Raw genomic sequence first — 21,000 nt, forward strand, 5'->3', positions numbered from 1 at the left:
TGTCCTTGTAATTAAAAATAAGTTTTAATTATTGTTTTTATTTAATTATTCATTAATTATTATAACATTTTTTTAAAAATGTGGTATATTTGTATCCAATACAGATTGAATATTATTTTTTACGGATTAGGGAGTTTAAAATAAGTATTTCTTTTAATCTATTACTTATTTAGAATGAACGTCTTTTCAATTCTTAATAATTTTATATTAAATTTAAAATTATATCCACTAATTTGCTCATGATTTAAAAAAAATACACAGTTAAAATTCCTATTATTTAGGTAGAGATAATTAAAAACATTAACTTCTTTATTTTTGATTTAATAAACCATTAATCCACTTTGATTTACCTTTTCCTAAAGTAGCACCTGGTAGAGAGCCTTGACAAGGATAATCATAAAAATCATTGTTTGTTTTAATTCAATAACTGCTTCAGTAAAATCTTTTTTCATGTTCATGTTCTCTTTGATAATCATTTTTTAAATAAGTAAGAATATCTAAATTATTAATTTGAGCTGTTCTTAATAACAACATGTTATTGAAAGTTTTATAATTAAATGCTTTAGAACCATATCCAAGTAGTCATTTAACAATATGTGAAATATCACCTTCAGCACTAACACCAATATTTCATTCTAAACTTTGATTAGTAATACCTAACTTATTATTTTGAAAATATCTCACTATTTCTTTTAGCTTTTGATTTTTTTCTGGTTTAATAATTGATTGCTTTAAATTACTGATTAAAAATTCATGATTACCAGTTTCAAAAATAGTTTTATTATTTTCATATTGTTTAACATTTAATTCATTTTTTCTTGTTGGAAATAATCTTTTTAAATATCTACAAGCATGAAATTTATCTAGAACATAAAATGAATTAGGAAAGTATTCAGGGGAATTTCTAATTCAGGGTGCTCCATCACCACCAATAATAGTATCAACTTGATTAACATTAGAATAAAATTTATTTGCCATTTTTTCAACATCTGCCATAAATTCAGCAGTATTAATTTTAGAATTAACTGGTACAAGTACTCAGTAAACCCTTTTATTATCTAATACTTTTCGTTTTTCTGTTGAATAAAATTTATTATAGCCAGTATGGAATGTTACTAAGCGAATACGATATTTTTTCATTTTTTTCTTAATTCATAATTTAACAAAGGTTTCATCCATATTGATATAAAGGTGTTTTGGTATTTTTATTTTTTCAATATCATCAAAAATAAGATTTAATGGTTCAGATAGTTCTACAGATTGAATTAAATTGCTAATGGTAGCCCTACTAAGATTAGCATGATAAAACATATCACAAATATCTCTTTGTCTTTTACCACAAGCAATTTGTTCTAGTACTTTAAATTTTAAATGACTACTAACTCTACTATATTTATTAATTTGTAATTTTTTATCAACTAAAAAAATGTGTTTATATTTATTGTTATTTCAATACTTATAAACACGTCTTTTAAATGTTACTGCCCCATAAATTGTTAAAATTGTTCTGCTTTTAAATCCATCTGGGATATATCCCATACTTTTGCGTCATGATGAATTAAATATTTCTTGATCTAATTTTTCAAAATATATTTTTAATTCCTCTTGTGATCTAAAAACATTAGTTTTTTCATACTCTTCAAAAAAATTATATTGATTTTGAAAATTACACGATTCTAATATATTCACTATTTTCCCAACCTTTCCTGATAAAATTATAACTCTCATATCATTAAAGGGCTCGGAAAATAATGAATATTTAAATAATTTATAAAACTTTACAATCTTATAACTTTCATTATTTAGTATATATTATTAATACTAATTTGATATAATTTAATGTGCTATAAAATTAAATAAGGAGAGAAGTTATGAATAAAGTATTTTTTAATAGTAGTGAGAATATGAAAGATGTTAAAGAAAATAGTGTCGATCTTGTAATTACTTCTCCTCCATACTTCAATATTAAAGACTATTCAAAAGATGGAAAACAAGAAACTAGACATTCTACTATTAAAGCAAATGATGTTGGGAACTTAGATAACTATGAACTATACATTAAAAAAATGTTAAAAGTGTGAAAAGAGTGTTATAGAATATTAAAACCAAATGGGAAAATGTGTATTAATGTACCTCTTATGCCAATCCTTAAGAAAGAAATGAATATTCACCATAATAGACACTTATTTGATTTGCAAAGTGATATACAGAATAGTATATTAAAAAATACTAATTTTCAGTTATTGGACTTATATATTTGAAATAGAACTAACTCTACTAAAAAACTTATGTTTGGAAGTTATCCTATGCCAGGTAACTTTTATGCTCAAAATACTAGCGAATTTATTGCAGTTTATGTTAAAGATGGGAAACCAATTAATGGGAGATCAGAAAAAATAAAAAAATTAAGCGTGTTAACTAAAGAAGAATGACTTGAATTTACTAAACAAATATGAAATATTCCAATTCCAAATAAATCAGATATTGCATTTGGAAATCATTCAGCATTAATGCCTGAAGAGCTTGTTAGAAGACTCATTAAATTATTTTCTTTTGTAGGAGATGTAGTATTAGATCCTTTTGCAGGATCAGGAACTACTCTTAAGGTAGCTTATGAAAATGGAAGAAAATATGTTGGGTTTGAGCTTTATCCCCATTATAAAGAAATAATATACAAAAAATTAGAAATTGCTAAAATTAATATTAAAAAAGAATATAAGGAATATGTCGAAAATGAATACTGTATTTAATGAGGATATAATCTTTTTTTTAGATAAGCGGGTTGAAAATAATTCAGTTGATTTAATTATAGCTGATCCGCCTTATAACATATTGAAAATAGAATGAGATAATTTTAATTCAGAAAAAGAATACATGGAATTTATGATATCGTGACTTGAAAAAAGTTACCAAAAATTAAAAGATACTGGAACATTCTATTTGTTTAATAATGCTTATAATTCGGCAAAATTAATCCCTATTTTAGAAAGAATAGGATTTAACTTTATTGATTGAATTACTTGATATAAAAAAGATGGATTTAATGGTTGTAAAAATAAATATGTCAATAATCAAGAAACAATTCTTTTTTTATCAAAAAGTAAAAAATGAAAATTTAATGCAGATTCAATCAGAGTAGCTTATCTTTCAACAGATAGAATGAAACATGCTACAAAAAAAGGAATTTTAAAAAATGGGAAAAGATGATTTCCTAATAAAAATGGAAAGCTTTGCACAAATGTATGAGAATTTGTTAGTGAAAGACATAATAATAAAATTAATGGCAAGATTATTGAAGGAATTCACCCCACTCAAAAACCTATAAAAATGATTGAAAGAATGATTCTTGCAAGTTCAAATGAAAATGATCTAATTTTAGATTTGTTTTCAGGAACGGGAACTACTAGTTTTGCTGCTAAAAACTTAAACAGAAATAGTCTGGGTTGTGAATTAAATTCTGAATACTATAAGTACATTTTGAAAAGACTTAAAGGTGAATAAAAATGGAATTTAAATTAAATTTGGGAGAACCATATAAAGAAATAAGAGATTTTTTAGAATTTAGAATGAATAAAAAAGATTATAGGGGCTTTCATATCTTACAACATAATAGAATGACTGCCTCTAAAATTAAAGGTTTAATAGATTCATTTCTGGAAGTTGGATGTGATTATATAAAGCTCCCTAAAGGAGATGAATATGTTGCATCTAAAAATAAGGGTTTTAAATTAGTTGATTATCCAGATTATGAAAAATTTGTTAAATTAGTTTACACCAAAAATAAGCAAGGAACAGCTAATTCTATTAAAAAAAACATATTACCAGATCTTGCAAGAATGAATATATTTGATAGATATGATGTACATTTAAAAAAAATTGATCCTTTTTCTAAATGTGAATCATCATTTTTTGCTTTAAATAAAGAATATAATAAATATTATGATGATGAAAATCTTTTAAGTCAACTTATTAGCACAAAGATTAAATTGTTATTTAATGATTTAATTCAATGTATATTTGACATTTTAGTAGATTTAAAAAAACTTACATTAAATGAATTTCTACTATTTGTTACTTGAGTTGGAAAAGATTATCGTAATAAAAAAATGGATTCAAATGCCATATTGTTTTTAATTAAGGAATATATTTCTTTATCTAAATCACAAAAAGAACAAATTAATATAGAAATTAAAAATTTTGCAAATCCAAAAGCAAATTGACAAAAAATACTTCCTAAAAATGAAAAAAAAGACTATAGTAATTGAAAAAATGAATCACAACAAATATTTAAAGCTTTAAAAGAATTTTCATTATTTCATCTAAATGAATCAGGAGATGAAATAAGTTTAAAAGTATTTAAAGATGAAAAAGGTAATATTGTTAAATTTGCTAGGTCATTTCAACCTAAAAAAGAATATTTTAAAAATCATAATGTAGAAAAAAATTATAAATTTGAATTAGATCATATAGTTCCTTTTTCGTTAATAACAAATTATGAAAGTTATATGAAGATTGATAATTGACAAAATATGTTATATATTGATGCAAACACTCATAGTGTTAAAACTAAAAAAAGAAATAAATACATTTTCCTGAAAAAGGGATTAAACTATGATTTAAAAATGGTTGCTCATGATGGTGAATTTTTACCATTAAAAAACAATGAGAATATGTTAATAAATATAAATAAAACTGATGATATTTTAAATTATAATAATTTTTTAATAAAAAAATACAATTTATAAACTAGTATATGCAAATCATAATTTTAAACTTAACTTATTTTTAAGACATAAATATAAATACTAAAGTTAATATCCATTAATTTAACTAAGATTATTAACTTTACCAAATCAATAGTTTCTATAATTTTGATACTATTAGTTAATATTATTAAATAAAATTTTTTACCGATTCTATTTGATAATACTTTTTAAATTATTTTCTAGTCTCTCAATTTGCTTATTAATAGCTAATTTAATTTCCTGACCATTAATAGAGTTATCGGTTTCATATTTTTTAAATTCAATTCTTAATTGTTCAATTTTTAGTTTAATTTCTTCTTTATTTAATTCTTTTTTTGAATTAATTACCTTGATATTGTCGTTAGATTTAGTAATTGAATTTTTAACTTCTGTATTGTTAACAATTAAATTAGTATTAGTTTTAATAGTTTTTTTAATGTTATAGTAGTAGTTTTTATCAAAATCAATTAATTCTAAGGTTTTAATTAGATTATTGTCTTTTAATATTGGAGTATTAATAGTTCATCAAGGAACTAATTTTGTTTTAGCAGGGTTTTCTTTACTAAGAAAAATAATTGCTTGATTTTGCGGTAATTGCATTAGATCAGCAACAGTAATTAAACTATGAGCTTTTAATGTCGTAGATTGACTTTTACTTACTCCTTTACCAGAAGTACTAATTTGTTCAACAGTTTGTTCACCTAACATTTTGGCATAACGCTCGGCTGTTTCAACTTCCATAGTTTGTAAGAATGTTTGGAGAAAACAATTGGCAAAAATAATTTTTCCTACTCTTTCACCATAATTAGCATAAATTTGTTGAATATCTTGAACAATCAATTGAAAATAAATATTTCTACCAGCACCAGCACTAATAATGCGTTCCATATGGGGAATAGCAGGAATATTAGCAAATTCATCACATAGAAAATAAACTGGTTTTTCTAACTTATTATTTTTATTTTTACTAGCTTCAGCAATTAAAAATTTATAAATTTGTGAAATTAATAAAGAAGCTATAACATAATAATTATCATTTTCATCAGGGATAACAATAAATAATGCTGTAGGCTTATTAATTAAGTCAGTAAAATGTAAATCATTTCTTGAAGTTAAATTTTGAATAAAGCTATTTTTAAAAATATTTAATTGGGTAGCAATTGTCATCATAATATTACCAATAGTATCTGCTTCACCCTCAGTTAAGTTACTTGCAGTAATTTTAGCAATACTAGTATCTTGTCTTTGTTTAAATCATTGAATTAAATCTTTTTTCATTGTTGCAATAATTGCTACAGAAGCTAAATTAAATTTATTAATTGGTAAAACCTTGTTAATAATTTCTTGTTTTTCTTGAATAGTAAGATTTGGATTTTGTTTAAGTTTTGTTTCTAAATCTTCTAATATTCCTAAGATAATAGCTTGAATAACATTACATCCACTATCTCTTCAGAAAGGTTGTTTTTCATGATAAGATTTTGGAAATAATGTTCTTGCTAAATCTTGAATATCAGTTTGAATTTGCACTCTTAATAACAGTTTTTCTTGTTCATTACTAGTAAAAATCATTTTTTGATGTAAATTATAAATTTGTTGTAAAGGATTTCAACACATACTATTTTCTAAATCTCTTAAATTAATAACTTTAACATCATAACCTTGTTGTTCTAAATTATTTCTTTGTAAACTATATAACTCACCTTTTGGATCAGTAATAACCATGGTTGGTTTAATAGTAGATTGACTGTTAATTTGAATTGTTGGTAGCACTATTCCTTGTGTTTTACCACTTCTTGTTCCACCAATAATTAAATTGTGGGTGTTACTATGAACATTAAAAGTAATAATTTTTTTATCTTGTTTGGCATTAATAATAAATCCATGATGTTTAGTTATTTTTTGATATCTAATTGTAGGAAACTTATTATTAATTTCTTTCTTAGTTAATCATTTTGCCTTTCCAAAGTCGGTTTTATCAGTTGTTTTAATTCTGGCTTCAGTTTTAGTTATTTTACATAACTTAAATCCATATAGCAGGTATAAACTAATACTAATAGTTGCTGCTATTAGATAACTGTAATTAACAGTTACTACATTAATTCATGCTTGCTTTAAATTGATATGGAATTGTGAAGTTTTAGCAATAGTTATTGCAATACCAATTAAAAATAGAATGAAAATATAAGTTACTGGTATTATTAATAATCCAGTAACTAATCATCATTTACGTTTCTTTAATTGTTTAAGGTATTTTTTCATTTTTATTCCTTCCTTCTTTTAAATTTTTGTTTAGATATTGTTTCCTTTTTCAATAATGATTGTTTTTCAAATTCAATTCCTAGTTTTTCTTGATTTTGAAAATAAACTTGTAATTCATTAATTTTTTGTTTAATTTTTTTCTTTTCTTCAACATTATTACTATTTTTTATTAATTCTCATTTTTCGCAAAATCTATAAAATACATCTCTTATTTTTTCATCTTTTTTAATTCATCTCATGAACTCAATTAAATGAATAGTACATAAATCTAATTGTCATTTTTCTAAAGAGTTATTACTAATATTAAAACAGTCTGGTGCTCTGCACATTACTTTTTCTTTTTTAAACATTAATAGCCTCCTTTTATATTGTTAATCGATAACTTTTTGTTAAAATAGGTGCTAATTTAATAGTCATTTTATCTAGTTGTTCTTCATAGTGTTCTAAATTTATACTGTGGATTTGATTATTTGAACTATCTTTAAGAATTTTAAAATAACGCACTTTTTCTAATAAGATTAGGTAGTGTTTGATTTGATTTTTTTCATAGTCACTTAATTCTTCTAGCAATAGATAGCTTCTTATTTCTTCAATGCGATTATCGTAATAATCTTTAATTAATGACATTCTTTTGAATTGATCATAAGAATTACTTTCATTCTGTTTTGCTATTAATAACTGTTGAATTTCAGCTTCAATCTTATTACGTTCAATTACTTTAATTTCTCTAAACGAAGCAGCGTTATAAGAACCTCTACTGCCCTTTAAACCAGGATAAATACCAAAACCAACCTTAGTTAAATAATTGGCGTGATACTTACTTAAAATGTCTAAATTGCCACCTAAAATTTTATTATTACTTATAACATATCGTTCTTGGTTTAAAGTTTTAGAAAATACTTTAGTAATTGGCATAAAACCAAAATGAACATGGGGTGTAGTTTCATCTAAATGAACAGTTGCATAAAGAAAACCTTTATCTGTTCCTAATTTTTGGTTCATTCATTGTTTCATAAAATTAATTTCTGTCTTTGCTCAAGTTCAAAGTTTTTCTTTATTTATCGTTTCAGGGATTAGTTTCCCCATTTTTCTCGTTTCAGTAAATTTATCTCAAACATATTCATCAGTAAATTGACAAATACCCATTTGTTCAAATCATTCTTGTCTAGTACCAGGCAACACAACATCAACATAAGTATTATGTTTTTTGCAAAAATTTTCAAAACTACTTCTTTTACTAGGGCTATAACCTTGCTGTTGTTCATTTCAATTTTTTTCTAATTCTGTCATTAATTGTGTTTTATATTTTTTAGCCTTTTCAAAACCTAAATTATTGGTAATAGTTTCTTTTTGACCATTAATAAAATAAAAATTATACTTAGTAAATTCAGTATTAACATCTTCTGGAACATTAATACGAAAATTATGTACTAGTAAGGTATTAAAAGTATGATTATTTTTTTCTTTAAATGGCAATACTGGTGGTGATGAATAAAATTTTTGTTCCATTTTGATTCTTCCTTTCTTTTTTAACTATTTTTAGATTTTTGGGGAATTTTAACCATTTACGGTTACCGTAGGGGCTAGCCCCTACCACCCCAATTAGGGGCATGTCTAACCCCTAATAACCCCAACCATACCTTTTCCCAAAACACATTACCAACTATTTCATAGTATGGAAAATATGTTCCGGAAAAAGAATACTCATCATGCTTTTTCCGGAACACAAAAAAAAGACAATAAATTTCATTTTTTATTGTCTCTCAATTTTAGTACTTAAATTTAAAATAGTATTTTATAATTAACCTTTATTTTTGTTACATCAAGGATGCATTGGTTGCAAATTTTCTAAAAATTATTTCTAGGATTACTATCAATATGATCAACATCTCAACTATAATCTTTATCAGGTTGTACTCCTTGATACTGACTTTTTAACATTGTCTTACCACATCTAGAACAAGGGGCTTCTTGACTTAAATCTCAATTCTGAAAATTGTTTTTACTCTTAAAAATTCCATAAATTTTATTTTGAACATAATCTTTTCAAATTTGTTTCAAATCTTCTCTGTTTCAATTTCCTCTGCCTGCTATTTTAAATACCTTCTTTTTTAATTACTGTTAATTATATTAGTTACACTTAATATTTACAAGAAAATCTTTGAATTTTAAAATCCTAAAAAACTATATTTATTACTACATTTAATATAATCTTCTTTATTTAATAATTTATACGGAGTATTATCTAAAGTTATTTTATTAAAATTATAATTTTTATAATCTGATTCTAAAAATCCTACTAATGAAGTAATCACTTGTCCTTTTTCAGGAATACTATCAAAAATAATATCAAATATCTTTTTTTCATTTTCTTTATCGAAATTAGCATTATTAGGAGTATCAAATATCAACGGATATCTAACAGCGGTAGGATTAAATTCATATTTAGTTTTTAATAATGAGCAAAGTCAAACAACTGTAATTATATTATTATGTGTACCATCTACTTTTATTTTGTTAACAGCTTTCTCTATATTTGATTCAATGCCAGTAACTGAATATTTTAATAATAATTCATTAAAGTTCTTATAATAACAATTGTTTATTTCGTTTTTTTTGCTTTCTATTTCACGAAGTTCTTTTTTAATTTTTGTAAGACCCTGTTGTATAGACTCAATTTCTCCTCTACTTTTTCCAATCTGTTTGATTATACTGGTTGATATGTCTTTTAATCCAAGAGCTTTTAAACCATCTTTAATTTCTTTTGAACTATTAAATATTTCTTTTTCAACATTATTTATATCATTTAAAATTTTTTCATACTGTTGACTATCTATTTCAATTTCTCTTTTAACTTGGTTTAATTTTTCTTCTACATTTAATCTTTGGACACAATATCCATCAATAAATTTTACTTTATGAAAATAGTATCATTGTTCATCTGATATTAAACTTTCACATTTAGAACATTTATGGGTTTTTAACTCTTTATTTAGTTCTTTATTTTCAATACGCATTAGACTATCAATTTCATTTAATAAAGTTTCTAATTCTACTTTTAAGTTATATGCATTATTTATTTTTTTCTTATATTTATTAATGTTATTTGCTAACTCACGATATATTTGTTCATGAACTTTAAGTTTTTCTTTGAATATATCAAAATCTAATATTATTCCACTACTTGATTCAATTTCTTTATTCATTTCGTTTAAAGTTTTTTCTCTATCCTCTAGTTCTTTTTTTTGTTTTAAAAGTCGTTCTTGTTGTTCTTTAAGACTATTTGAATTATTATTACGCAATCCCAAATGAGAATAAATGACATCGCTATAATATTCTTTAAAACTATTCAAATAATTAAAAGATTTAAAATTTGTTGGTTCTATCTTGTTTTGATCAATATAATTTAATAAATAATTATAAGCAGGAAATGCTAATTTGTAATTTCCATCATGAGTTTTTAAATAAATTTTTTGATTAAATAATTTTATTAATTCTTCAGCTAATTTCTCTCTGTTAGAAACTGAAAAAATTAATTTTCTCTTAGAATCAAATAATTTAAATAATTTATTTTTTCTTAACATTAAATAATTAGTATTATCAATATTAAAATCAAGTAAGTAAATGTATGTTCCCTCATTTTCTCAATTATCTGAAAAGCAACCATCAGCACCAAGAGTATGAAATATACTTCTAAGCATAGATGATTTTCCAACTCAATTTCCACCGACTTGTCCTGAAGATGTTACAACATTAATACCCTTTATAAAATCTTGAGTTTTTGCCATTTTAGTTTCAGCACTTATTATTGATATATTATTTACTATTAGATTCATTATCTCACTCCTTCTTTAAATTGAACAAATCCTATTATAATTAAACATTTTTTTTCATAATGATTATATCCAACAGAATCAAAATTAAATTTTTCTACAATTTCTTCTATAACATCTCTCTCTGACTTATGGTGTGTTAAATGTTTCTCATTTTGTAAAATATATTTTCTTATTTTTTCTAAAATGGTTTTATTTATATTTGAGTTTAAAGAATTTCTGGTAATTTCTGTTAGTGCAGATGCTAATTTAGATGTATCAGAAAAATTATAATTTTGGTCTATAACTTTATTAACATTACTTAGTAACTCATTACTTGTAGAGTTGTAGTCTGCCAATAACTTTGAAAATTGTTCTTTTGTGATGCCTTTCTTAATAATTACTTCATCAATGTTATCTACTTCATATTCATACGTTGACCTATTTTCAGTTTCTCTAAGTAGTCAATCTAAAAATAATGTTGCTCTAGTAGAAGTAGTACCAAAATTATTTTCTAAAAATGTAACAGTATTTCCTAAAAGGGTTTTATAAGAACTATCTAAACACAAATCTGATTTTATATAAAAATATTTAGATAAATTAGGAATTATTTTGTTTATTTTCTCAATATGAGTTTTTAATTGGTTTTTAATTTCATCTTTTAAATTGTCTAAACATATTTTTTGTAATTCTTTATTATTTTTATCTTTTTCAGATAAATGTGTGTTTGATACAATGTTCAGAGATTTAACACTTTGATTATTTTCTAATATTGCCAATTTTGATAAAATTGAGTGATTATTTTTCTTTTTAATTTTAATAAGTTTTTTTATAGTAAAATTATTATTTTTATTAGTTTTTACTTGATAAAAATGTAAATCATCATTTATAAAAATATCTATATCAGAAACATAATCAAAAATTATAGTAAATTCTTTATTACTTTTATATAAATTATATATTTCATTTATTGCTCAAAATCTTTGAAATTTAAATCTGTTTTGTGCTATAGATCCGCCAAGATCTTTAATTAATTTATTGTACTCTATTTTAGAAATCCCCATATTATCACCCAAATTTATTTAAATTGTTAGATTTATTATAAAATAACTTTTTTAAAATTAATATAATATAACGTTTTATTTTTTAAAATCCTTCTTGTTCTCTTTCTGTAGCTTGAATTTGAATACAGTGACGTTCATAACCAGAAACGATAAATAATGATTCACCTTTTCTTGCTCGAGCGATGTAATCTTCTTCTTGTTCAGATAAGCCACCATAAGCACGATATAAATCTGCTACTGCTGTTAAATCGTGTGGTGCTAAGTTAAAAATAAAAGTATATTGGGTATTGTTAATAATGGCGGTAGTTTTCTTTTTAATATCATCAGTTCCAGTAAAGTCATTTAAGTTTTGAGTGGTAATAATCATAGCACCATGATATTTACGAATTCGTTTTACCATTTGATACATAAAGTTTAAGGCTGCTGGATTATCTTTATCAATTGCTAAATGGGCTTCATCAACAACAATAACTATTTCTTTTTTAGTTTCGTTAAAACGATTGTGTTTAACTTCTGATTTAATAAAAGCTAGTACTAAATATAATTGAGCAGCAATAACATTTGAACCTTCATCAAATAAATTTAAAACGTCATAAACAATAAACTGATTATTAATTGCTAATGTTGTATGACCATTTCAAAGTTTACTATATTGACCATCACCTAAAAAATCAAAATTAATAATTTCTTTAATTTCATTTAAGGTGCTAGTAGGACTATCTTTTAAACTTTGACAAATAGTTTCATATAAATCATTCATAGTTGGAAAATCAGTATTCTTTAATTTTTCAATATTAGTTTTATTAGTAATATTAAAAGCTTGGAAAGTTTTTTGAATTTCTTGTATTAAAACACGTAATTCACGATTAGTTAAATCAGGATATAAAATTTTAAATAACTGGGTTAAAAAACGTAAATGTGTTGATATTGGTGCTTCATTAGTTTCATCATTATTTTTATCAAACTCAGAATCACTTTCTTGTGTTTCTAATTCAGTTTTAAAGTTATTATCTAGTACTTGTAACGGATTAATACGACCACTTGTCGCATCAGTCGTATCCACTCATTGCCCTTTATACTTATGACATAAGTTTTTATATTCACGTTCTGGATCAATAGTAATTACAGTTCTACCCATATTTAAGTGAAAGACAATTTCTTTTTTAGTAAGAAATGATTTACCACTACCACTAGTACCAATAATGATTTGATTATGATTTTTTCGTTTATCATTTAATAAAAACTGATCAAAAATCATATTATCACCAGTATTATTAGTTCCTAAGTATAAACCTTTAGTATCATTTAACCCACTATTAATCATCGGTCAAGAACTAGCAATCGTTCCCGCAGGAATTTCACGACCATAATTGTTAATTAATGGATCTTGTAAGTTAGGTAACATCGTTGTATAACCTAATAGTTGTCGATATTTTAAAGGATTAATTCTTATATCTAATTCTTTTAGATTTTTAGTTAATCTTGCTTGTGCTTCTTTTAATAACTGAACATTAGTACCATAACTCAAGCAACTAATGTTTACATTTTTAATTATTTCATTAGCTCCATTAATACTATCATTTAAAGCTTCATAAGCTTGAATTTCGTAACTAAATGCACTTTTATCGACATTGTTACGATTCATAATATTTTTCGTATGAGCGTTGTTAATGGCTTTATTTAAATTCTTACGCATAGTTGCACGATTAACTGGTCAAATATTTCAAACAATAGTTTGTTCATTATTAGCTAAACTAGCACCTCATCCATTAACTGGAGTTAAGGGATAATCATAAATATTACTAACATTATAATAAATATTATTTGCTTTAAAATAGTGTTTTTTAATTTGAAAATCATTAAATGCTAATAGCATACTGACATTATTTTTATGTTTTTGATAATCACTTTCTAGTAATGCCTTTTGATAGGGATTTCAAATTAAACGAATCGTATTAACTAATTGATAACCAGTTAATAATTGATTAGCAAAGTTATTAATACTAAATTTATTTTGAATGTAATAAATACGTTCTTCTAATTGTTTAATTGTTTTAGCGTAAACAAAACAAAATCATTGTTTTTGAGTTGGTAATACTCCATTATCTTGGATATTAGTTTGTTGTAAAACTTTAATATAATCTTTAATTTGTTCTGTTAATGTTTTGAATTTATCATTACTTATTGCTTTGTTATTGTAAAGTTTTTGGTACTTTTTTAATTGCTTTTGATAATAAGTAATTGTGTTAGTGTTACTTGGTGGTAAATCAATTTTCATTAAACTGATTGGATAATCACAATATTTAAACAAGTCATGAAATTCTTGAACTTTTAAATTTTGTTGTTCATTACTTAATAGACTAACATTAAAACCTTGTACAGAAATACCTGCTACATAGTGGGTTTTACCTTGTAACTTATATGTTTTTAAATAATTATCATTAACAATAGTTTCGTAAGGTACTAATAAGCTAGTATCATAATGCTTATTGCTATGGTACTTTTTTGGTTGAGCAAGATATTTAAATGCTAATACAAGACCATATCAACCTTTAACACCAGGCATAACCGGTAAGATTAAAGGAATAGCAATCATACTAGTTACAAACATTGCTAATATTTTTCAGTATCTACCAATAGGTAGTCCAAAAATAAATAAAGCAGCTAATACAATTCAGCTGCTTAAAACTAATATTTCTACTAAACCAAATCCTTTATAGAATTCAAATTTAGTTCGTTTAATGGATTTAGGAATAATATTATTCATAATTATTCTCCTTTCAGAATAAAAAAAGTCATTTCTGACTTTAAATTTTTCTTTGTAAAATTAAAAATTCATGTTTTAATATTTATCTAAATTATCAATTATTGTTTTAACTGTCTTGATTAAAGTAAAATATGACTTTTCATCAGAATTTTCTTTAATAATTTTAATTTTATTTTCTAAATACTTTTTTCTCAACTCATTTCATAGTTGTTTATCTTTAATTTTTCTAAAATTATTTCTAAAATCTTTATGTTCAGTCATCTTTTGAAAATTATAGTTATCATTAATAGAACGTTTTAATATTTCATAGTTATTATTAATTTCTTTCAAAATAACAATGTCAAATCCTACTTTAATTTTGCTATTTATTGTATCTAATTTTTTTAAAGTTATTGCTGAAGTTGAATTTTCAATAGTATATTTTTGTTGCAATTGATTTTGAATGAATTTAAAAAATTTATCTTTAATTTTATTTGGATTTTTTCATTTTTCTTGATTTTTTATTTTTTGAATAATTATCTGGTAATCTAAGTCAAATCCTTTATTATGATGACTAATAACTAAATTTCTTTTGCTACTTCCTACTAATTGATAAGTTAAGGAAAAATCATCAACAAAATATTGTTTTATTTTTTGAAATAATTGGTTAAATTCAGTTTTATAAGGTTTGGTTTCTTTTTTTGTTACATAACTTATATTATTCATGATAATCTAGTGCTCCTAAATTAATTCGAGTAAAATATTCAGGGTTTTTCTTACTGTCTTTTTCTGATAACTTATTTATACTATTAATAAATCCATTTTTATACTTATCTGGCAAATATGTAAGTAATATTTTTAAAGTATTTTTTAACTCATTAATATTTTTTTCAACTTTATCTCAAGTTATAAAATCTTTTATTAAAAGTAAATTATGATGCATAATTTCATTTCTTAATTTGATTAATAAATTTAATTCGGTTATTTCTTTTTCAGTTAGTATATCGGCTTTTTCTAACAAACCAATAAGTTTTGTAAAAGTTACTTTATTTTCATTTTTAATTATAGAAAGATATAAATTTGAAATGTTATTTGTCACTTTTCTTTCAATAAAATTTAAGTTTTTTAAACTATCAATTTTATCAACGTCTTTTATATTTAAAAGTTTAGATCTTAGATGTTCTTCTAAATAAGCAAAATATCTAAAAAGATTATCTCTTAATGATTTATCGTGCATTATATAAGATGAGATTTCTTTATAATTAAAGTTTTTTTCATGAAATTTATCTTGAAAAATTTTAATTACATGCATATACAAATCTTTACCTTTAATTTTAAAATAAAAATTTGCATCTTTGATATCTTCATCATTTATTATCATTATTTTAAAAATATTATTTTCTTTCATAAATCCTCACTAATAGTAATTAATTTTGTTTATTTATTTACTTTAATATATTAAATTTTTACTAATTGTCATAAAGGATTATCAATAAAAATTTTCTTTTTACCTACACTTTCAAAATAAACAATTAAATATTTTTCGGTTTTTTCTAATAGTTTACCTATGCCAAATGAAGAATGTTTGATTAGACTATTATTATTCAAAGATTCTATGCGTTTGATAGAATTTATTTTTTGATAATTAAACATTCCAATTTTTTCTTTTTTAAAAGTATCAGTATTTAATTCTTTTAAAAAACTAGATTCACTAAAATTATCACGAATTAAAAAACTAAAATCCTTATTATAACTAATATATAAATAATCTTTTGCTCTAGTTAACGCGACAAACAATAGTCTTCTTTCTTCTTCTAAATCTATTTTTGCTTTAGAAGGTAAAATTCCTTCAGATACACCAATAATAATTATTACTTTTCTTTCTAAACCTTTTGCTTTATGAATAGTTGATAAAACTAATGATTGGTCCTGTGTATTTTTTTCAATATAATTATTTTTTTCTTGAAAAAGACTTAAATCTAATAAAAATTCATGAAATAATTCTATTCCAGATAATTTATCATTTGCTATACTAAACTGAGTTATCATATCATATAAGGCTTTAATATTTATTATTCTATATTCTTCAAAAGCTTCACTATATTTTTTAAATATTTTAAATTGCGATAGAATATCATCTAAATATTTTACAGGTTCTTCAAAATTATCAATAGTTTCAATTGCTTCATGAATTATTTTAATATAATTATCTAATTCATTTGGTAACTTAGAAATTAAAATTAATAATTCTTTTTTATAAGTTAATTCTAAAATTGTAATTTTATTCTTCTTTGCTGCTTCTTCTAATTTTTTTATTGTTGTTAGTCCAATGCCAGGCATAGTTAATAAAAAATTAGTTAAACTAAAATCATCACCACCAATTATTAATCTTAGTAAATTGATAACTCTTTTAATTTCTTTTCTCTCAAAAAATTGATAACCTCCATATATAATATAGGGAATATTATTTTTTATTAATTCTTTTTCAAAATTAGCACTCAATGAATTATTACGATATAAAATCATAACATCAGAAAAACTAATTATTGTTTCTTTTTCCTTTAATTTTTTTATTAAATTAATAATGGTAGAAACTTCATCAATAGATCTATCAAACTCATAAATAGTAGGTAAACTGCCACTAATCCTTGTTGGAAGTAATTCTTTTTTGTATCTTTCTTTATTATTTTTAATTAAATCATTGGATAATTGCAAAATTTCTGGTGTTGATCGATAATTTTGTTTCAATACTACTGTTTTAACATTAGGAAAATCTTTATCAAAATTTAAAATATACTTTATATCTGCATTTCTTCAAGTATATATACTTTGATCTGGATCACCTACTACTACAATTTTTAATTTGTTATTATATAATAATTTTAAAATCTTAAATTGAATTAAGTCAGTATCTTGAAATTCATCAACAAATATATAATCAAAATTATTTTGTCATTTTATTCTAATATTTTCATTTAAAAGTAAGTTGTAAGCATAAATTAAAATATCATCAAAATCAAGTTGATTATTTTTTAAAAGTGATTCTTGATAGTACTTAAAAGCTAATTTTTTAATTGCTAAATTACCATCAAAATCATCTTCTAAATTATCAATAAACTTATAACTAGTATCGTCAAAATTATTTAATTTTCAAAAAGAAATCATACGTGAAATATTTTTTATTAAACTAGTTTCATATTTAATTTTGTTTTCTTTAAAATAATTTCTAATATAACTTTTTTTATCACTTTCATCAATAATAGTGAAAAGCTTAGAAATATTAAATACTTTATCAATGTCATTTCTTAAAATTTTTAAACACAAAGCATGAAAAGTTAAAATATAACTTTTGTGTTTACTTATAATGATTTCTTTACTAATTCTTTCAAACATTTCATTAGCAGCTTTATTTGTAAAAGTAATGGCTAATAATTTTTCTGGTTTATAACCTAATTCTTTACAAAAATAAATAAATTTTTGTGTTATAACTCTTGTTTTTCCTGTACCGGCTCCAGCTATAATTCGTAAGTTATTCTTATTATCTAAAACTGCTTTTAGTTGCTCTTTATTTAAAGTCATAAATTCTTAATCCCCTCCCCAAAAAATGATATTATTGAAACTCTAAATTATTTTTTTGATTTTATTTTTTTACCACCAATGCCTTTTTTATTTCGGACATATAAATAATAACCTAAACCTAAACTAATTCCAATAGTTCCAATCGTTAAAGGTAAAAATCAAGCTAAATTATAACCATTACTAAATCAATTTGGGTGTGGAGTTGGTACTGGAGGATTTGGATCAGGTGGAGTTGGTGGTTCTGGTGGGGCTGGAGTTGCATTAGGATTATTAATGAGTGTTAAAGAAGTAGAACCTTGGGCTTTCATTGATTCATCAAAAGCAGCAATTGTAAAAGTTAATGTTTTTGTTCCTTTACTGTTATCTAAAAAATCAGTTAATGTTTTATCATCTAAATTAGAAACAGAATAATCAAAATTATATTTTAATATTCCTCCACCATGAGTAATTAGTTCATTACTAATATCAGTTAAAATTCATTGTCTCATTTTTGTAATGGAAAAAGTTTTAAAATTGTATTCTCATGTTTGCATTTTAATACTTGATAAATCAACTACTGTTTTGGGATTATATTGGGGCGAATTAATAAATTTAATGGTTGTATTACCAATTGCTCGCGATGAAGTATCTAAACTATTAATGCTAATTGTCATCTTGGCTTCTTGAATATCACCAACTGTTTTAAAGTTTAATAATTGTTTTAAACTAGTATTATCTAACGGTTTAATTTCATAATCAATATTATTAACTAAATAATATTTATTTAAAGCTTTATTAATTTGAAAAACAATTTCGTTACGAATTAAATCAATTGTTGTTAAGTTCATTTTAATAGTATCAAAACTAATTTTGTTTAAATCAACATAATTAACAGGTTGTGGATCTGGTGGTATGGCATTACGACTTAAATCAGAAACATATTCTTTTCAATAACTTGCTACATCTTCAAAACTTAATTTTTGCATTGCTTCTGAATTTAGTTTTTTATATGTAATTAAATAATTTTTTAAGTGTAATCCATGAATTGTTGTCCAAAAATTAACAGCCACATTACTATCATTTAATACATCTAAAAATCGTGGATAATGATTTTGATAAGGAGCTCCAATAATGACATATTTATTGGAAGAACCATCTTTTTGGTTAGTAACAGTATAATGATATATTCCCTCTGAACTTCAATAGTGGCCATCTTTGTCGCTATTAATAATAGTTTTAGTAGAAGTGCTATTTAATTCATTATTAACTGTTTCACGACTAACACTTTTAATTCAATCATCATTAAAGATTTGTTTTACTCCCATTCCACTAACACTACCTTCAGCTAAGAAACCTTGGTCATAATTTTTATCAGTAATAAACTTACCATCTTTATCAATTGGATCTAAAGGAAAAGGATTTTCTGCTTGATGTTTAATTCAAACTATTTGGGTTTTAGTTCCTGTTTTGGGATTAACTTCACGGTCATATTTTGGATTATTGGAACCATCAGGATTGGTAGGGCTAATTAATTCTTTTTGATCAGGATTATTATTAGGGTTTCAAGCGTATCATTGATTACTTAATTCTGGAGTATCTTGTTTAATTAAGTATTTAACTTGATATCGTTGAACATTATCTTTAAATAACTTAATGTCATATTCATTTGTAGGTTGCCCTTTATCATCAGTATGACCTTGTTTATCAGTCATATTATAAGTAAATCTGTGATTTAAAACTTGTACTGGTTGATCATTAACAGTCATATATTCTGATTCATCAGTAGCAGCACCAAAAACTAAGCTTGCTGTCGTACCATAAACTTGTTCTTGCTTTCAATTTAAAGGTGTATCATCAATCATAGCACCATTAGGATCATTAGGATTCACTAGTTTACCAGGAGTAATAGTTAAGCGCGAACCGATTGTTTTATCTCAATAAGTTTGTGTTAAGTGAAAAGTAATTTTAACCTTAAAAACTCAAACTACTTGTTGATAATTTTTAGTAATATCTTGAAATTTAAAAGTTAAAGTAGCATATCCAGTACTATCATCATAAGCATACGGTTGTAAATAACCTTTTCATGTTTGATAATCTGTTGTTAAAGCTTGTTGCAATAATTGGTCTAATGCTTGTTCTTCACTTTTTTTATTATTGTTATCTAATAGTGATGCTGAAAAATCAGAATCTAAATTAAGAGTATGATTATTAAGATATGAATTAAGTTTGCTATTAACTGCATCAGTTTTCTCTTGTCAATTATTATGAACATGAATAATCGCATCATATTTTAAACCACCAACTCTAGTTCATGAAGCCCAACCACCTCAATTAGGGTCAAATCATTGATTGGTACTATTATTAATAGTCAGTTTAAATTGTCAATATAAATACGCTCCTGATTGTCCTTGTCAAGCATAATTATCAGTAGCAAAATAAGTTTGACCACTCTTTAAACCTTGATTTAAAGTATTAATCATATCACTATTAAAATTAAATGTTTTAGTATATCAACCATACCCACGATTAAACTGTAAACTAAAAGTAATATCAACGCTAGTTACTGTATAGTAGTTGGGAATAGAAAAATAATTAGTATTGTCTTCAAGTGTTCCTCATCAATCAGATGGACAATAAGATTGATGAAAAGATAAACTTGTGTCGTAGCTGTTATTAATTAAATAATTATAAGGTTGTTTGTTTTTTATTGAACTTTGATTAACATTTGCTAAATTATTTGATTGTACATAACCACTAGTAAATAAACTAGTGGGAACTAAAATTAGCAAAATAAATAATAAAAAACGTTTCATTGT

General features: G+C 23.8%; 15 protein-coding genes. 3 read left to right on the forward strand and 12 right to left on the reverse strand.

Annotated elements, in window-relative coordinates:
• Positions 1–309: 309 nt before the first annotated feature.
• Entirely contained in the window at positions 310–1,689 is a 1,380-nt protein-coding gene (locus RDJ14_RS01790; protein ID WP_308149655.1) for an Mbov_0401 family ICE element transposase-like protein, read from the reverse strand.
• A gap of 215 nt (positions 1,690–1,904) precedes the next feature.
• Between RDJ14_RS01790 and RDJ14_RS01795 the strand changes: the two genes are divergently transcribed.
• Genes RDJ14_RS01795 through RDJ14_RS01805 form a run of 3 tightly spaced genes read left to right on the forward strand, consistent with a single transcriptional unit; the run spans position 1,905 to position 4,745 of the window.
• The gene (locus tag RDJ14_RS01795) at positions 1,905–2,750 is read left to right on the forward strand and encodes a site-specific DNA-methyltransferase (RefSeq protein WP_374047456.1); all 846 of its coding nucleotides are present in this window, start codon (positions 1,905–1,907) and stop codon (positions 2,748–2,750) included.
• On the forward strand, positions 2,734–3,501 hold the full coding sequence (locus tag RDJ14_RS01800; RefSeq protein ID WP_308149657.1) for a site-specific DNA-methyltransferase: 768 nt from the start codon (positions 2,734–2,736) through the stop codon (positions 3,499–3,501). The genes RDJ14_RS01795 and RDJ14_RS01800 overlap by 17 nt, the downstream gene beginning before the upstream one ends.
• 2 nt (positions 3,502–3,503) lie before the next feature.
• Positions 3,504–4,745 carry a hypothetical protein gene (locus tag RDJ14_RS01805; RefSeq protein WP_308149658.1) on the forward strand — a complete coding sequence of 414 codons (1,242 nt, stop codon included), beginning with the start codon at positions 3,504–3,506 and terminating at the stop codon, positions 4,743–4,745.
• A 171-nt stretch (positions 4,746–4,916) separates the two neighbouring features.
• Here RDJ14_RS01805 and RDJ14_RS01810 read toward each other — a convergent pair whose 3' ends face one another.
• From RDJ14_RS01810 to RDJ14_RS01860, 11 genes are all read right to left on the reverse strand, one after another.
• Complete coding sequence (locus RDJ14_RS01810; RefSeq protein WP_308149659.1) at positions 4,917–7,004, reverse strand: VirD4-like conjugal transfer protein, CD1115 family; 2,088 nt, start codon at positions 7,002–7,004, stop codon at positions 4,917–4,919.
• Between the two features lie 2 nt (positions 7,005–7,006).
• Positions 7,007–7,354 (reverse strand): hypothetical protein, encoded by a 348-nt coding sequence (locus RDJ14_RS01815; RefSeq protein ID WP_308149660.1) that lies wholly within the window; start codon positions 7,352–7,354, stop codon positions 7,007–7,009.
• Between the two features lie 13 nt (positions 7,355–7,367).
• Positions 7,368–8,513, reverse strand: coding sequence for a plasmid recombination protein (locus RDJ14_RS01820; RefSeq protein WP_308149661.1), 1,146 nt, complete (start codon positions 8,511–8,513; stop codon positions 7,368–7,370).
• A gap of 339 nt (positions 8,514–8,852) precedes the next feature.
• Entirely contained in the window at positions 8,853–9,065 is a 213-nt protein-coding gene (locus RDJ14_RS01825) for a hypothetical protein (RefSeq protein ID WP_308149662.1), read from the reverse strand.
• 107 nt (positions 9,066–9,172) lie between these two features.
• The gene (locus RDJ14_RS01830; protein ID WP_308149663.1) at positions 9,173–10,840 is read right to left on the reverse strand and encodes a hypothetical protein; all 1,668 of its coding nucleotides are present in this window, start codon (positions 10,838–10,840) and stop codon (positions 9,173–9,175) included.
• Complete coding sequence (locus RDJ14_RS01835; protein WP_308149664.1) at positions 10,840–11,880, reverse strand: dsDNA nuclease domain-containing protein; 1,041 nt, start codon at positions 11,878–11,880, stop codon at positions 10,840–10,842. Before RDJ14_RS01835 ends, RDJ14_RS01830 begins: the two co-directional genes overlap by 1 nt.
• 82 nt (positions 11,881–11,962) lie before the next feature.
• Positions 11,963–14,647, reverse strand: a complete 2,685-nt coding sequence (locus RDJ14_RS01840) for an Mbov_0397 family ICE element conjugal transfer ATPase (protein WP_308149665.1) — start codon at positions 14,645–14,647, stop codon at positions 11,963–11,965.
• A gap of 75 nt (positions 14,648–14,722) precedes the next feature.
• Positions 14,723–15,352 carry a hypothetical protein gene (locus tag RDJ14_RS01845; RefSeq protein WP_308149666.1) on the reverse strand — a complete coding sequence of 210 codons (630 nt, stop codon included), beginning with the start codon at positions 15,350–15,352 and terminating at the stop codon, positions 14,723–14,725.
• Positions 15,345–16,034, reverse strand: coding sequence for a hypothetical protein (locus RDJ14_RS01850; RefSeq protein WP_308149667.1), 690 nt, complete (start codon positions 16,032–16,034; stop codon positions 15,345–15,347). Before RDJ14_RS01850 ends, RDJ14_RS01845 begins: the two co-directional genes overlap by 8 nt.
• A 50-nt stretch (positions 16,035–16,084) precedes the next feature.
• Positions 16,085–18,205 (reverse strand): ATP-dependent helicase, encoded by a 2,121-nt coding sequence (locus RDJ14_RS01855; protein WP_308149668.1) that lies wholly within the window; start codon positions 18,203–18,205, stop codon positions 16,085–16,087.
• A gap of 47 nt (positions 18,206–18,252) precedes the next feature.
• Positions 18,253–20,997, reverse strand: a complete 2,745-nt coding sequence (locus RDJ14_RS01860) for an Mbov_0399 family ICE element protein (protein ID WP_308149669.1) — start codon at positions 20,995–20,997, stop codon at positions 18,253–18,255.
• Between the last annotated feature and the right edge of the window lie 3 nt (positions 20,998–21,000).

The organism is Spiroplasma sp. AdecLV25b, from assembly GCF_030913225.1.
Classification (GTDB): Bacteria; Bacillota_I; Bacilli_A; order Mycoplasmatales; family VBWQ01; genus Spiroplasma_E.